Source organism: Streptomyces sp. NPDC029674, assembly GCF_044903205.1.
GTDB lineage: Bacteria > Actinomycetota > Actinomycetes > Streptomycetales > Streptomycetaceae > Streptomyces.
The window spans coordinates 462,629-477,152 of sequence record NZ_JBJDPY010000003.1 but is presented as its reverse complement, the minus strand read 5'-3'; the positions used below and the strand labels follow the sequence as shown (position 1 = coordinate 477,152).

At 71.4% G+C, this 14,524-nt stretch carries 16 protein-coding genes; 12 read left to right on the top strand and 4 right to left on the bottom strand.

Annotated elements, in window-relative coordinates:
• Positions 1-56: 56 nt before the first annotated feature.
• Together ACI2L3_RS09595 and rsmI are read right to left on the bottom strand one after the other, a co-directional pair.
• On the bottom strand, positions 57-476 hold the full coding sequence (locus ACI2L3_RS09595; RefSeq protein ID WP_404751747.1) for a hypothetical protein: 420 nt from the start codon (positions 474-476) through the stop codon (positions 57-59).
• Positions 477-646: 170 nt separating this feature from the next.
• Positions 647-1,543 carry a 16S rRNA (cytidine(1402)-2'-O)-methyltransferase gene (gene rsmI / locus ACI2L3_RS09590; protein WP_365355635.1) on the bottom strand — a complete coding sequence of 299 codons (897 nt, stop codon included), beginning with the start codon at positions 1,541-1,543 and terminating at the stop codon, positions 647-649.
• Positions 1,544-1,605: 62 nt separating this feature from the next.
• On the opposite strand from rsmI, the gene ACI2L3_RS09585 reads away from it, so the two are divergent.
• From ACI2L3_RS09585 to ACI2L3_RS09550, 8 genes are all read left to right on the top strand, one after another.
• Positions 1,606-3,354, top strand: coding sequence for a dolichyl-phosphate-mannose--protein mannosyltransferase (locus ACI2L3_RS09585; protein ID WP_404751746.1), 1,749 nt, complete (start codon positions 1,606-1,608; stop codon positions 3,352-3,354).
• A 92-nt stretch (positions 3,355-3,446) separates the two neighbouring features.
• A complete protein-coding gene (locus ACI2L3_RS09580; protein WP_404751745.1) occupies positions 3,447-5,087 on the top strand; it encodes a penicillin-binding transpeptidase domain-containing protein in 1,641 nt (546 codons plus the stop codon).
• Between the two features lie 136 nt (positions 5,088-5,223).
• The gene (locus ACI2L3_RS09575; RefSeq protein WP_404751744.1) at positions 5,224-7,017 is read left to right on the top strand and encodes a penicillin-binding transpeptidase domain-containing protein; all 1,794 of its coding nucleotides are present in this window, start codon (positions 5,224-5,226) and stop codon (positions 7,015-7,017) included.
• Positions 7,018-7,096: 79 nt separating this feature from the next.
• Positions 7,097-7,630, top strand: a complete 534-nt coding sequence (locus ACI2L3_RS09570) for a YbaK/EbsC family protein (protein WP_404751743.1) — start codon at positions 7,097-7,099, stop codon at positions 7,628-7,630.
• On the top strand, positions 7,627-8,478 hold the full coding sequence (locus ACI2L3_RS09565) for a DMT family transporter (RefSeq protein WP_404751742.1): 852 nt from the start codon (positions 7,627-7,629) through the stop codon (positions 8,476-8,478). The genes ACI2L3_RS09570 and ACI2L3_RS09565 overlap by 4 nt, the downstream gene beginning before the upstream one ends.
• An 18-nt stretch (positions 8,479-8,496) precedes the next feature.
• Entirely contained in the window at positions 8,497-8,691 is a 195-nt protein-coding gene (locus ACI2L3_RS09560) for a DUF397 domain-containing protein (RefSeq protein ID WP_404751741.1), read from the top strand.
• A 151-nt stretch (positions 8,692-8,842) separates the two neighbouring features.
• Positions 8,843-9,052, top strand: a complete 210-nt coding sequence (locus ACI2L3_RS09555) for a DUF397 domain-containing protein (protein WP_404751740.1) — start codon at positions 8,843-8,845, stop codon at positions 9,050-9,052.
• Between the two features lie 52 nt (positions 9,053-9,104).
• Complete coding sequence (locus ACI2L3_RS09550) at positions 9,105-10,145, top strand: sporulation protein (protein ID WP_404751739.1); 1,041 nt, start codon at positions 9,105-9,107, stop codon at positions 10,143-10,145.
• Between the two features lie 64 nt (positions 10,146-10,209).
• Here ACI2L3_RS09550 and ACI2L3_RS09545 read toward each other — a convergent pair whose 3' ends face one another.
• Together ACI2L3_RS09545 and ACI2L3_RS09540 are read right to left on the bottom strand one after the other, a co-directional pair.
• Positions 10,210-10,878, bottom strand: a complete 669-nt coding sequence (locus ACI2L3_RS09545; protein WP_404751738.1) for a permease prefix domain 1-containing protein — start codon at positions 10,876-10,878, stop codon at positions 10,210-10,212.
• Positions 10,875-11,231 (bottom strand): PadR family transcriptional regulator, encoded by a 357-nt coding sequence (locus ACI2L3_RS09540; protein ID WP_404751737.1) that lies wholly within the window; start codon positions 11,229-11,231, stop codon positions 10,875-10,877. Before ACI2L3_RS09540 ends, ACI2L3_RS09545 begins: the two co-directional genes overlap by 4 nt.
• Positions 11,232-11,376: 145 nt before the next feature.
• Between ACI2L3_RS09540 and ACI2L3_RS09535 the strand changes: the two genes are divergently transcribed.
• From ACI2L3_RS09535 to ACI2L3_RS09520, 4 genes are all read left to right on the top strand, one after another.
• Positions 11,377-11,946, top strand: a complete 570-nt coding sequence (locus tag ACI2L3_RS09535; RefSeq protein ID WP_404751736.1) for a hypothetical protein — start codon at positions 11,377-11,379, stop codon at positions 11,944-11,946.
• Positions 11,947-11,951: 5 nt separating this feature from the next.
• Positions 11,952-12,251 carry a hypothetical protein gene (locus tag ACI2L3_RS09530; RefSeq protein WP_404751932.1) on the top strand — a complete coding sequence of 100 codons (300 nt, stop codon included), beginning with the start codon at positions 11,952-11,954 and terminating at the stop codon, positions 12,249-12,251.
• 99 nt (positions 12,252-12,350) lie between these two features.
• Entirely contained in the window at positions 12,351-13,562 is a 1,212-nt protein-coding gene (locus ACI2L3_RS09525; RefSeq protein WP_404751735.1) for a helix-turn-helix domain-containing protein, read from the top strand.
• A gap of 349 nt (positions 13,563-13,911) precedes the next feature.
• Positions 13,912-14,214: a hypothetical protein gene (locus tag ACI2L3_RS09520; RefSeq protein ID WP_404751734.1), complete on the top strand. Its 303-nt coding sequence runs from the start codon at positions 13,912-13,914 to the stop codon at positions 14,212-14,214.
• Positions 14,215-14,524: the final 310 nt, after the last annotated feature.

The following is a 14,524-nucleotide window of genomic DNA, read 5'->3' as shown; positions in this document are numbered from 1 at the left end:
TACGAAGAGGCTCACCGGCCCGACCAGCTCACGTCCCGCTGTCCCGCTGTCCCGCCCTACTGTCCCTTCCGGTGCTGGAACGGGTGCAGCAGGTCGGAGAGGTGCCAGTGGTGCCGCTCCTGTCCGTCGACGGGCCCGACCGGGTCGACGGGCCCGGCCTGCTTCCCCACCCCGGCGCCCGCGGCGCTCTCATGCTGGCGCCGCATCATGTCGAGCACCGAGGACACCTGCCCGGCCCGCATGATCCGCACGACGTGGCCGCCGCAGTTCAGGCACGTGGGCCGGGTCAGCGGCGACGGCACCCTGGCGCCGTCCGCCAGGTACGTCACGAATTCCTGGCCCTTGGCGTCGACGTGGTGCTCGATCTCGTACGACTGTTCCCAGCCGTGCCCGCACCGCATGCAGGCGAAAGCGTACGACTCCCGCACGACATTCAGCGCTGTGGTGGGGTGGCCGGTGTCTGCGATCTCACTCATGCCAGCTGCTCCTCTTGCCCGGGGGACAAGCACTGCCGGTGCGTCCCTCCAACCAGTGGACGCCTTTACGGGAGCGAGCGCATCAGACCTGTCGAGCATTGGAGCCGATTTGGCCTCCCCTTAGGAAAGAGGCCCGAAAGCAGCCTGGTGCGCGGTCCGCGCTTTGCTTTTCACGATAGTCCTTTGCCTGCCGATGGGCTGCCCCGATCCGCATTCTTTGCCGCGACGACGGCATCGAAGACCTCGCGTTTGGGCAGGCCCGCGTCGGCGGCGACCGCGGCAATCGCCTCCTTGCGCCGCTCCCCCGCCTCCTCGCGCACCCGCACCCTGCGCACCAGCTCGTCGGGGGTGAGTTCGGCGGCGCTCTTCTCGGGGGCGCCCTCGACGACGACGGTGATCTCGCCGCGCACGCCGTCGGCGGCCCACTCGGCGAGTTCCTTCAGCGACCCGCGCTTGACCTCCTCGTACGTCTTGGTCAGCTCGCGGCAGACCGCGGCCCTGCGCTCCTCGCCGAACGCCTCGGCCATCGCGGCGAGCGTGTCGTCGATGCGGTGCGGGGCCTCGAAGTAGACGAGTGTCCTGCGGTCCTCCGCGACCTCCTTGAGGCGCGAGAGGCGCTCGCCCGCCTTGCGCGGCAGGAAGCCCTCGAAGCAGAAGCGGTCGACGGGCAGCCCCGACAGGGCGAGGGCGGTCAGCACGGCGGAGGGGCCCGGCACGGCCGTCACCCGCACGTCCCGCTCGACGGCGGCGGCGACGAGGCGGTAGCCGGGGTCGGAGACGGACGGCATGCCCGCGTCGGTCACGAGCAGCACCCGCGCGCCGCCCACCAGCGCCTCGACCAGCTCGGGCGTGCGCGCCGACTCGTTGCCCTCGAAGTAGGAGACGACCCGGCCGCCGACCTGCACGCCGAGCGCCTGGGTGAGCCTGCGGAGGCGCCGGGTGTCCTCGGCGGCGACGACGTCGGCGGCCTCCAGTTCGGCGGCGAGCCGCGGCGGGGCGTCGGCGACGTCGCCGATGGGGGTGCCCGCGAGGACCAGGGTTCCGGGGGAATCTGCGCTTCCTGTCACGGATCCATCCTCGCAGGGCCCACGGACGGGACTCGCACAGTCTGGTTCCCTACGATGGCGCGGTGACCAGTACCGCGTCTTCCCCGGACACCCGCGGGGGCCAGGCAGCCGAGGAGCAGCAGCCCCCGTGGCAGCGGCGGCTGCGCCGATTCGGACATGCGGCGCGGCCCAGAGCGGACGTCAGGGCGCGCCTCGTGCCTCCGTACACGGAGCCGAGCCCCCGCCTGTGGATGACGTTCGGTCTGTCGAAGACGGCCGCCGACAAGGTGGTGCGCTGGTCCGGCTGGGTCGGTCCGCTGCTGATCACGCTGGTCGCCGGGGTGACGCGGTTCCTGAACCTCGGCAATCCGAAGGCCGTGATATTCGACGAGACGTACTACGCGAAGGACGCCTGGGCGCTCATCCACCGCGGCTTCGAGGTCAACTGGCCGGAGAAGATCAACGACGACGTGCTGCGGCAGGGCAGCGACATCGCGATCCCGCACGACGCGGCGTACGTGGTGCATCCGCCGGTCGGCAAGTACGTGATCGGGATCGGCGAGTGGCTGTTCGGCTTCGACCCGTTCGGCTGGCGGTTCATGACGGCGGTGCTCGGCACGCTGTCGGTGCTGATGCTCTGCCGGATCGGGCGGCGGCTGTTCCGCTCGACGCTGCTCGGATGTCTGGCGGGCGGACTGCTCGCGGTGGACGGCCTGCATTACGTGATGAGCAGGACAGCGCTGCTCGACCAGGTCCTGATGTTCTTCGTGCTCGCCGCGTTCGGGTGCTTCCTGATCGACCGGGACAAGGCGCGGGCGCGGCTGGCGGCGGCGCTGCCGGTCGACCCCGACAGCGCGGACGGGATCGTACGACCGGACGCGTACGTCGCGGAAACGACACGTCTCGGATGGCGGCCGTGGCGGTGGGCGGCCGGTCTCTGTCTCGGGCTCGCCTTCGGCACGAAGTGGAACGGCCTGTACGTCATGGTCTTCCTCTGCCTGCTGACCGTCTTCTGGGACGTCGGCGCGCGCCGGGTGGCCGGGGCGGCGCGGCCCTACCGTGCGGTCCTGCGGCGGGACGTGTTCCCGGCGTTCGTGGCGACGGTCCCGGTGGCTCTCGCCACGTACGTCGTCTCCTGGCTCGGCTGGATCCTCTCGCCGGCGGACGGCAGCGGCGGCTACTACCGCGACTGGGCGGCCACCGCCGGGAAGGGCGGCAGCTGGACGTGGCTGCCGGACTGGGTGCGCAGCCTGTGGCACTACGAGCACGCGGTGTACGAGTTCCACGTGGGCCTGTCGTCGCCGCACACCTACCAGTCCAACCCGTGGAGCTGGATCGTCGACGGCCGGCCCGTCTCGTACTTCTACGAGTCGCCGCTGCCCGGCAAGGACGGCTGTCCGGCCGACACCACGGAGAAGTGCGCCCGCGAGGTCCTCGCGCTCGGCACGCCGATGCTGTGGTGGGTGGCGGCCCTCGCACTCCTGTACGTCCTGTGGCGGTGGGCGTTCCGCCGCGACTGGCGGGCGGGCGCGATCCTCTGCGGCGTCCTCGCGGGCTATCTGCCCTGGTTCTTCTACCAGGAGCGGACGATCTTCTACTTCTACGCGGTCGTCTTCGTGCCGTTCCTCTGTCTCGCGGTGGCGATGATGATCGGCGCGATGCTGGGGCCGCCGGGGTCGAGCGAGCGGCGCCGGGTGGCGGGCGCCGCGGCTTCGGGCGTCGTCGTCCTGCTCATCATCTGGAATTTCATCTACTTCTGGCCGATCTATACCGGCACCGCGATTCCCATCGATTCCTGGCGTTCCCGAATGTGGCTGGATACGTGGGTGTAATGGACACCTTCGGATACCTTCGGATAACGACAGCCCCCTGCACCACTCCATTCCCTTAAGGTTCATGGCGAACCTGGGGAGGGGAGCGCATCGTGCGCAAAGGGGTAAAGATCGCGTTGGTCGGCGGGGTGTTCACCGCCATGGTGGGGGGCGCCGGATATGGCGCGTACAACCTCGTCAACGGCGTCACCGGGGGCGGCGGCTCGTCCGGCTCCGGGCCGGTGGCCGTGAAGACCGGGCCGCCCACGAGCGACGAGGTCCGGGAGACCACACGGAAGTTCCTCGCGGCGTGGGCCGACGGCGACGCCCGGGGGGCCGCCGCGTACACGAACAACAGGGAGGCGGCGGCGACCGCGCTGACCGGCTACCGCGAGGACGCGCACCTGACGAAGGTGAAGCTGACGCCGAAGCGGGCGTCGGGCGCCCGCGTGCCGTTCTCCGTGTCGGCGACGGTCTCGTACAAGGGGAAGAGCAAGCCCTTCACGTACGACTCGCAGCTCACCGTCGTCCGCGGCGAGACCACAGGGCGGGCGCTCGTCGACTGGTCGGCGGCTGTCGTCCACCCCTCTCTGGAGAAGGGCGACACGCTCGTGACGGGTGAGGCCACCGCTCCACCCATCCAGGCCGTGGACCGCGCGGGCACCGTCCTGCGCCCGAAGGACCACCCCTCGCTCGCCCCGCTCCTGGACAAGCTCCGCGCGAAGTACGGCGACAGCGCGGGCGGCAAGCCGGGCGTGGAGCTGTACGTCCGGCCCGCGGACACCGAGCAGACGGACGCGGGGGCCCGCACGCTGCTCACCCTCGCCAAGGGCAGACCGGGCAAGCTGCGCACGACGCTCAGCGCGGGCGTGCAGAAGGCGGCCGAGCAGGCGGTGCTGCGCAGTGACGAGTCGTCGGTGGTGGCGGTGAAGCCGAGCACCGGCGAGATCCTCGCGGTCGCCAACAACCGCAAGGACGCGTTCAACGCGGCGTTCGAGGGGCGGGTGATGCCCGGCTCGACGATGAAGATCCTCACGGCGGCGATGTTCCTCGACAAGGGCGTCACCAAGGCGGCAGGACCCGCCCCGTGCCCGGCCACCGCGACCTGGCAGAGCCAGACCATCAGCAACCTGAAGGGCATGGTGCCGAACGAGTCGGCGACGTTCTCGGAGAGTTTCGCGCGCTCCTGCAACACGGCGTTCGTGAAGCTCATCGACGAGGAGGGCATCACGGACTCCTCCCTCACCGAGGAGGCGCGGAACAACTTCGGCCTGGGCGGGGACGACTGGCAGGTCGGCGTCACCTCCTTCGACGGCTCCGTCCCGGCGTCGGCAGGACCCGACCGCGCGGCGAACGCCATCGGCCAGGGCAAGGTCGAGATGAACCCGCTGAACATGGCGTCGGTCACGGCGACCGCGATGACGGGCACCTTCCGGCAGCCGGTCATCGTGCCGAAGTCCCTCGACGACCGCGAACTGGCCACCGCCCAGGGTCTGCGCGCCTCCACCGTCCAGCAGCTGCGCCAGATGATGCACCGCACGGCGGTCAGCGGCACCGGCGCGCGCGCCATGGCGGGCCTCGGCGGCGACATCGGCGCGAAGACCGGGTCGGCCGAGGTCGACGGCCAGGAGAAGTCGGACAGCTGGTTCACCGGCTACCGGGGCGATGTCGCGGCGGCCGCGATGGCGCAGGGAGGCGGGCACGGCGGCGACGCGGCCGGGCCGATCGTGGCGGCGGTGCTGCGCGCAGGGTAGGCGCTCGCGGGGTGCCCCGCCCGGCCGGGCGGGGAAGTGGTCGAGGGGTTCTCCGTACGCCTCTAAGGTGGCCTTCCGGTGACGAGCCGGGGGTTCTGGTGAAGAGCCGGGGGTTCTGGGGAACTGCGGAGGGTTTGTGGGCAAGCGAAGGCGCGCCACGGAGCGCAAGAGCGTCGGCGTCGGGAACGTGCGCAACGGGAACATGCGCATCGGTAACACGAAGCTGCACCCGGGCGTGCTCGGCGGGGTGGCGGCCGTGGTCTTGTGCGGTGTGGGGGCCACCGCGTTCGCGCTCTCCGGTGGCTCCGGTTCCGGTTCTGGTTCCGGCGGCGACGGCTCGACCGTCGACGAGAAGCCGGTGGCTTCAGGCCCGCCGACGGCCGCCGAAGTCCGCACCACAGCGCGGGCGTTCCTCACCGCGTGGGCCGAGGGCGACGCGGCGCGGGCGGCCGCACTCACGGACGACCGCGCGGCGGCGGAGAAGGCCCTGACGTCCTACCGCGAGGACGGCCACCTCACGAAGACCGTCCTCACGCCCGGCAAGCGGTCGGGCGCCGAGGTGCCCTTCAAGGCGACCACCACCGTCTCGTACAAGGGAAAGAGCAAGCCCCTCGCCTACGAGTCCGAACTCACCGTCGTCCGCAGGAAGAGCGACGGCAGGACGCTGGTCGGCTGGCGCCCCTCGGTGCTGCACCCGGAGCTGAAGCAGCGGGGCGACCGGCTGGTCACCGGTGAGGCGGGCGACCCGCCGATCAAGGCGGTGGACCGGGACGGCGCCGAGCTGACGCCGGCGAAGTACCCGTCGCTGGGCACGGTGCTCGACGGCCTTCGCGAGAAGTACGGGAAGAAGGCGGGCGGCAAGGCGGGAGTCGAGCTGCGGGTGGTACGGGCGGACTCGTCGAAATCCTCGAAGTCCTCGGAGTCCTCGGAGTCCTCGGAGTCCTCGGGGTCGTCGAAGAAGGCCGACGCGAAGTCGACGCCCGACAAGACGCTGCTCACCCTCTCCCCCGGCACGCCGGGCACGCTGAAGACGACGTTCAGCGGCTCGCTGCAGGCAGCCGCCGAGCGGGAGACGGCCAAGCGGCAACGGGCGTCCGTCGTCGTGCTCAAGCCGAGCACCGGCGAGATCCTGGCCGCCGCGAACTCGAACCCCACGGGCTTCAACACGGCCTTCCAGGGCTCCCTCGCACCCGGCTCCACGATGAAGGTCGTGTCGTCGTCGATGCTCCTGGAGAAGAAGCTCGCCGGGGTCGACAAGAAGCACCCGTGCCCCAAGTACGAGACGTACGGCGGCTGGAAGTTCCAGAACGACGACAAGTTCCAGATCAAGAACGGCACGTTCAGGGCGAGCTTCGCGCGGTCCTGCAACACGGCCTTCATCAGCCAGGCGAAGAAGCTCGACGACGACTCCCTGACCAAGCAGGCCCAGGAGGTCTTCGGACTCGGCCGCGACGACTGGTCGATCGGCGTCCCGTCCTTCGACGGCGCGGTGCCGGTGCAGAGCGACGCCCAGATGGCGGCCTCGCTGATCGGCCAGGGCGGGGTGCGGATGAACCCCCTCAACATGGCGTCGGTGGCGGCCACGGTGAAGTCGGGCACGTTCAAGCAGCCCTACCTGGTCTCCCCCGACATCGACGACCGCACGCTCGCGACGGCGCCGCGCAAGATGTCGGGCGCGACGGCGGCGGCGCTGCGGGAGCTGATGCACTACACGGCGGTGGCGGGCACGGCGGTCAAGCCCATGCAGGGCCTCGGCTCCGACATGGGCGCGAAGACCGGCTCCGCGGAGGTCGACAACCAGAAGAAGCCGAACGGCTGGTTCACGGCGTACCGGGGCGACCTCGCGTCGGCGGCGGTGGTCCAGCAGGGCGGACACGGTGGGGACTCGGCGGGGCCGGTGGTACGGGCGATGCTGCGGGCGGGGGGCTGAGACCGGCACTCGGGATGCTCTGTCCGCCATCCGGATACGTGGTCGCGTGCCCCGTACACGGGCCGCTAGCGTGCGGGGCATGAGCGCTACAGCACCCGAGCCGTCCGGCGCGTCCGGCGCGTCCGGCGCGTCCGACGCCCACCCCCGGTTCGCCGAGGCCCTGCGTGAACTGGGCCTCGGCGAACTGCTTCCCCGGGTCCGCCGCTTCCCGGACCAGACCCGTACGGCGGCCGAGGCCGCGGCGGCGATCGGCTGCGACCTGAGCCAGATCTGCAAGTCCCTGATCTTCGCCGCGGACGGCGTGCCGATCCTGGTCCTGATGGACGGCGCGTCCCGCGTCGACCTCGAACTCGTACGCCGGGAACTCGGCGCGGAGAAGGTGACCAGGGCCAAGGCCGACGTCGTCCGGCAGACCACGGGCTACGCGATCGGCGGCGTGCCGCCCTTCGGCCACGCCACCCGGACCCGCGTCCTCGCCGACCGCTCCCTCCTCGACCACGACGAGGTGTGGGCGGCGGCCGGCACGCCCTACGCGGTCTTCCCGATGGCTCCCAAGACGCTGATCGCGCACGCGGGCGGCACGCTGGTGGACGTGCGCGAGCCGGCGAAGTGACCCCGCTCGTCGCGGCGGCGGTTCTGCTCGCCGCCGTCACGCACGCCAGCTGGAACGCGATAGCCCACCACATCACGGACAAGCTGGTCGGCTTCACGCTCATATCGGGCGGCGGCACGCTGATAGGCCTGCTCCTGGCCCCCTTCGTGCCGATCCCGGACACCGAGGCCTGGCCCTACCTGCTCCTCTCCGCCGCGATCCACGTCGGCTACTACGCCCTCCTCATGAAGTCGTTCAAGCTGGGCGACTTCGGCCAGGCGTACCCGATCGCGCGCGGCACGGCGCCGCTGGTGGTCACCGTCCTCGCGGCGGTCTTCGCGGGCGAGGTCCCCGACGGCTGGCAGGCGGCGGGCGTCGCGGTGTCGTGCGCGGGCCTGACGGGCCTCGCCCTGTGGGGCATCCGGGGTACGGGCCGCCGCCCGGACTGGGCGGCGATCGGCGCGGCCCTCGCGACGGGCGTCTCCATCGCGGCGTACACGGTGGTGGACGGCCTCGGCGTCCGCGCCTCCGGCTCCTCCATGGGCTACATCGCCTGGCTGATGATCCTGGAGGGCCTCGCGGTCCCGCTGTACGCGGCGTACCACTGGCGCGGCGAACTCCTCCCGCGCCTACGCCCCTTCGCCCTCGTCGGCCTCCTCGGCGCGGCCCTCTCGGTCTCGGCGTACGGCCTGGTCCTCTGGGCCCAGACCCGGGCGGAACTGGCCCCGATCTCCGCCCTCCGCGAATCCTCGATCATCGTCGGCGCGGCCATCGGCGCGGTCTTCTTCAAGGAACGGTTCGGGGCGCCGCGGTTGGTGGCGGCGGGGTTGATGGTGGCGGGGATCGGGTTGATGTTGCACGCGGGGTAGTTGCGTCGGCGGTCGGCGGTGCGGTGGCTCACCACCTGCCACCCGGCCGGGGGGGGCGGCGACGCGCCGTCAGCCGTTGCCGCGCCGCCACCCACCCCCTCAATTACGTCCCGTTCACGCTCGGACCAGCAGGGCGACTGCCTGGAGATCGCACGCACCAGCACCGAGGGGCACGTCATACGTAACAGCAAGAACCCGGGGGGCCGACCCTAATTTTCCGCCCAGAGACATGGGACGGCTTCGTCGCGGGGATCAAATCGACGAGCCCCGCGTAGCCCGAGGTCAGCCATACGCCTCGCTTTGGGAGACGCGTAGGGCCGACAACCGTCGGGAGCTGTGACCATCGGGATACGAGGTGCGTACCGTGCTTGCCCCCGAACTCGGCAACGCCATATGGCGCAAGAGCAGCTACAGCGGCGGAGGTTCAAGTGGCGGCGACTGCATAGAGGTCGCCGAGTTTCCCCGCCGCGCCTGGGTGCGTGACAGCAAGCACCCGAGCGGTCCCACGCTCGTCTTCACGTCCACCGCGTGGGACGGCTTCATCACGGGGATCAAGTCGGCCAACACCAGGTAGATCGAGGCAGCCCGCCGACGCCGTCCGCGTCGCCACTTCGTTCTGGAGCTCCGTGAACCGCCGCGACTTCCTGGCCCGAGCCGGATCCGGCTTCGCTGCCTCCGCCTTCACCACGCCCGTGACCCGCTGGTTGGTCGCCCCCGCCGACGCCACCGCGGAACGCCGGGGCGGCAGGCAGGTCGGCCGGGCCGACCTCGACGAACTGCGCGAGGCCGCCGACGACGCCCGCCGCTGGGACTCCAGATTCGGTGGAGGCAACTGGAGAGCCGGCTCCATCACCGACTGCCTCGACCGGCGTGCGACTCCGCTGCTCGAAGGATCGTTCTCCGACAAGATCGGCCGTGAGCTCTTCTCCGTGACCGCCGAGCTGTCCCGGATGGCGGGCTGGACGGCCTTCGACGTCAGCCGGCACGAGGTCGCTCAGCGGCACTTCATCCAAGCCCTCCGCCTCGCTCGCGCCGGTGGCGATGTGCAGTTGGGCTGCTATGTGCTGACCACCATGGCCATGCAGACCCTCATGCGGGGCTTCGCCTCCGAAGCCGTGGACATGGCCCAGGGCGCCTTCAACCGGGCGAAGGGTCAAGCGGCCCCGAGAGTAGTGGCGTTCACCAAACTGATCGAGGCCCGCGCCCACGCCCGTGAGAACGAGCCGAGAGCGGCTTCTCGGGCCCTGGTCGCCTCGGAAAGGCTGCTCGACCAGGCGAAGGCCGACACGGGCGACGAGCCCGCATGGATCGACTTCTACCACCACGCCCGCCTGTCCGCAGACGCCGCCGAGGTCTTCCGGGACCTGAAGAACCCCAAGATGGCCCTGACGTGGAACCAACAGGCCGCCGCCATGCCGACCGGCCTGTTCACCCGCTCCGTCGGCATGCGTCTGGCCATCGTCGGGACCGCCCACCTCCAGGCCCGCGACCTCGACCACGGGCTCGACCTCGGCCACCGGTCCGTGGACATCCTGGCGCGCGTCCGGTCGAGCCGGGCCAAAGACTACGTCCGCGAATTCAACGCGGCCCTCGCGCCCTGGCGACGCGAGCCGGCGGTCCGCGACTTCTTCCACCGCACGGGCCAGGAGCTCGGCATCGCCACTTGACCGCCCGTCAAGGACGTGGAGGGCGATGCGGAGGGCACGTGGGGCGGGTCGGTGGAGAGGCCGGTCACGCGGGCGCGAACAGGGTCGCGCAGCGGCGGCAGGCGCGGGCTGACGTTGCCACGACGGCGTGGGAGGCGGCGGCCAGGGCGCCGGCGGCGGCGAGCAGGGGCCAGTTCGTGGTGAGGGCGGCGGCCGTGGCGAGGGCGAGGGTCGCGACGGCCATCGCGGCGCTCGCGGTGGTGCCGGCCCAGGCGACGACGAGGGGCAGCCGCTGTGGGGTGGGGAGTCGGCGGGCGAGGGGGCCGGTCGCGGCCAGGGTCGCCGCGGCGAGCAGCGCGGCGAGGGTCGCGACGAGGGCGAGGTGGACGGCCAGCAGCTGGGGCGTGTGCGCGAGTTGCCAGGGCGCGGGTCCGCCGCCAGCCGTACGGGCGAGGTACCAGCAGGCGACCAGGAACGGTGCGGTGAGCGCGACCGTGCGGGCGGTGTGCCGGGCCTGTGCGACGGTCAACTCGCGCTGACAGACCGGGACGAGGTCGTCGACGGTGCCGAACTCCCGGATCGCCCGGTGGGCGGCCTCCTCGTCGTCCGCGCCCGCCTCCGCGTGGGCGGCGGCCGTGTCCGTGAGGCCGTCGCGCATCTCCTCGACCAGCCGGGACTTGGCCTTGGCGGGGCCGTGCAGGGCGGCGGCCAGGGCTGCGATGTGCGCGTCGAGGGGCTTCGCGACGGGGTTCACGTGGCGAGTCCGGGCTGCGTGCTCAGCTGGGCGCCGGGGTTCAGGACCGAGCCGATCGCTGCCGTGAACTCGCTCCACGCCGCGCGTTCGCCGGCCAGGGTGGCGCGTCCGGCGTCGGTGAGTTCGTACGCCCTGCGGCGTCGTTCGCCCGCCGCCGACTCCCAGCTGCTGCTGAGCAGGCCGAGGCGCTCCAGGCGGTTCAGCGCCGGGTAGATCGTGCCCGTACGCAGCTCAAGTGCGCCCCCGCTGCGGCGCTGCACCGCCGCGATGATCGCGTACCCGTGCAGCGGGCCCGGTTCCAGCACGGCCAGCAGCAGTCCGTCGAGGTGCCCTCGCACCGCATCCGCCTTCATGAGTAGGCAGCCTACCCAAAGAAGGCGTTGGCAGTGTATGTATTGGCAGCCAACGTAATTGCGTTGGCTGCCAACGCATGGGGAGTGGCGGCATGTATGTCCCAGCCGCCACTCCCCGAGCCAGTTCAGTCCTGGAGGCCCCGCCGTGACCAAGTTCCTGCTGTCCGTCCACGTCCTCGTGGCGATCCTGGCCGTCGGGTCGATCACCGTGGCCGCGTCGATGTTTCCGCGCTACGCGTTGCGGGCGCTGGGAGGTGCGGGGGACGGTGGTGAGGAGCGGCGGGGTGAGGGGGGCGAGCGGGGTGACGGTGGCGAGCGGGGTGACGGTGGCGAGCGGAGTGACAGCGGCCGGGCCGCTGGGATCGCCGCGCTCCTGCACCGCGTATGCCGCGCTTACGCCGTCGCCGGCCTCGCCGTACCCGTGTTCGGCATCGCCACGGCGATCCAGCTGGGCGTCCTCACCGACGCGTGGCTGATCGCGTCGCTCCTGCTGACGGCGGTCGCCGCCGGGCTCCTGGCGCTGGTCATCCTGCCGGGGCAGCGGAGCCTGCTGGAGCTCGCGGACGAGGCGCCGGACGGGACGCCCCGGTCCGCTCCGGAGTCGGCGCGCCCCGCCACGGCCCGGCTCACGATGCTCACCGGCATCTTCAACGTCCTCTGGGCGACGGTCACCGTCCTGATGATCGTCCGCCCCGGCTCCACGACGGGGGCGTGACCACCATGCTCACGCTGCGCACGCTCCGCATCGCGGCAGGCGCGGAGGCCGTATCCCTGGTACTCCTCCTCACCAACCTGTTCACCATCCACGCCGGGCCGCTCTCGTCGCTCCTCGGCCCGCTGCACGGCACGGCGTATCTCGTCGTGATCGCGGCCACGTGGATGCTCCCGGCGGTGGTGCCATCGGACGGCACACGGTGGCGCGCACTGGTCCCGGGGGCCGGGGGCCTGCTCGCCCTGCGCCGGATCGAGGACCGGGTCCGCGCGAGCCGACGCCCTCCTCGACAACTCATGGAAGGCTGACCGGCCCGACTGCTCAGACGGGCGACGGATCACGCGTCGCCGTCCGCGCCGCCCGCCCCCGGCGTAGCGTGGATGCCAGGACCTTCCCTGGGGGTAGCCGTGCAGTTTCACGAAGAGCCCAGCATCGGAGACCGAGTTGCCCGGCTGCGGACGCGCCGGAAGCTGACGCAGGAAGGGCTCGCCGAGCGGGCAGGCCTGTCCGTCGACATCGTGCGCAAACTTGAGCAAGGTGTCCGGCAGACAGCCCGTCTGACGACCCTCAACGCACTCGCCCGCGCCCTGGACGTGGAACCGTCCGTCCTCGTCGGGCAGCCCGCCACCTTCGAAGTGCGGGGCGACGACGAACCGTCCGTGCTGGCTCTGCGCCAGGCCGTATCACCCGTCTCCGATCTGCTCGGCGAAGAACCGGACCCCGAGGAGCCGCCTACCGTCGCAGCACTGAGGGACACTCTGCGCTCCACTGAGCGCATCCGCCGTGAAGGCAGGATGGGTGAGATCGGCTCCGTGCTCCCGCAGTTGATCCGCGACGCCAAGGCAGTGGCACGCGCATCCACCGGGAGCGACGCGGCCTCGGCGTACGCCGTGCTGGCCGAGGCATTCCAGGTCGCCGCGACCACACTCACCGCACTCGGCAAGGAGGACGCGGCCTTCACCGCCCTTGAGCGATCCATGGACGCGGCCCGCAAGGGAAATGATCCTCACCTCGAAACGGTCGGAGTCTCCAGCCTTGCCTGGATCTTCACCAAGCAAGGGCGCCTCAACGACGCCGAGCGGGTCGCCCTGGCCACCGCAGAGAAGATCGAGCCCGGCTTTCGCTCCCGTCCCCTCGAACTGGCCTTGTGGGGGGTCCTCCTGCTCCGCGCGGCGACGGCCGCCGTCCGCCTGGAGCGGCGCGACACAGTCCGCGATCTGCTCAACATGGCCGGCGCGGCGGCAGCGCGGATCGGGATGGACCGTCTCGACTACGCGACTCCGTTCGGCCCGACCAACGTGGGCGTGGCCAGGGTCAACTTCCTGGTGGAGATGGAGGAGAACGCCGAAGCGCTGCGCAGCGCACACACCGTCCCCGATCTGGCTGCCCTGCCTCCCACCTGGCGGGCCCGCTACCACATCGACCTCGCGACGGCGCATGCCGATCTGGGACAGGAGGAAGGTGCCGTGCGCGCACTCCTCACCGCGGAGCGCACCGCGCCCGAATGGATGCGGTACCACTCCACGAGCCGGCGCCTGGTCGCCGACCTCCGCGAGCGCGAACACCGGCGTACGTCGCCGCTCACCGGCCTCGCCGACCGGCTGAACATCGACGGGTAGGACACGGCGTCCCACCCGTCGACCAAGGTGGCACGGCACGTCCCTGGGCACGCTCCGCAGGCGGACCTAGCGTGACGGCACCGTCACATGGTGGCGGGCCCCGCGACCGTGTGTACGGCCGGCCGGGGCGGGTCCGTCCGAGGAAAGCAGGTAGACGCGTGCTGGACGTGCCAGGCAGTCCGGACAGGATCGTCCGCCCGAGCCAAGCCCCGCCGAACGACTTCGCGAGAAGGGCCAACAGCGCCGCCACCGTTACGTTCCACACAGGCGTGCGCCGCGGTTTGCCCCGAACAGGGCCACGAACAGGGTCGATGTCGCGCCCCGGCCGGCCACGGCTGGAGGCGACCACATGACAGAAACCGCCCGGCTCCTGCCCTGGACCGGCCCCGACGGCAAACCCTGCTACGTCATCACGGACTCGGACGGCGGCTACGTCTCCCGCCTCGCGGACAACGTCGAGTCCATCCAGCTCGGCATGGCCCTCCAACTACTCGGTCACGCAGAGGAGTTGCTGGCCGACCCCAAGGCGAATCCGCGAGAAGTCCGTTATCTGACCACCTGCCTCTCCGAGGCTCTCCGCGACGTCCACCGCGTCGCGGAGAGCCGGGGCACGCGGATCCCGCCGCCGGGCAACGACGAGCATCTGGACTGAGTGCCTGTTTTCAATCCTCTCCAACAGGGCCCACCTGCTGAGGAGGGTCTCCCCCGATTGGGGGGGTCAGGACATGCGCGCGAGGTATCTGCGTGATGTGCTGAAACCTCCCACCAGCGCTTCTCCGGAGGTACACCATGCGCATACGCGGCACCATCGCTGTCGCCGCCCTGGCGAGCACTCTGACACTCTTCGGTGCCACGGCCGCCCACGCTGGGGGGGGGGGGGGGGGGGGGGGGGGGGGGGGGGGGGGGGGGCGGGGGGGGGGGGGGGGCGGGGGGGGGGGGCGGGGGGGGGGGGGGGGCCGGGT

What these genes read in the sequence shown, in the direction of transcription:
- ACI2L3_RS09595 (WP_404751747.1), bottom strand. Translation starts at nt 476, where the DNA reads ATGAGTGAGATCGCAGACACCGGCCACCCCACCACAGCGCTGAATGTC.
- ACI2L3_RS09570 (WP_404751743.1), top strand. Translation starts at nt 7,097, where the DNA reads ATGAGCGCTACAGCACCCGAGCCGTCCGGCGCGTCCGGCGCGTCCGGC.
- ACI2L3_RS09540 (WP_404751737.1), bottom strand. Translation starts at nt 11,231, where the DNA reads ATGAAGGCGGATGCGGTGCGAGGGCACCTCGACGGACTGCTGCTGGCC.
- ACI2L3_RS09530 (WP_404751932.1), top strand. Translation starts at nt 11,952, where the DNA reads ATGCTCACGCTGCGCACGCTCCGCATCGCGGCAGGCGCGGAGGCCGTA.
- ACI2L3_RS09520 (WP_404751734.1), top strand. Translation starts at nt 13,912, where the DNA reads ATGACAGAAACCGCCCGGCTCCTGCCCTGGACCGGCCCCGACGGCAAA.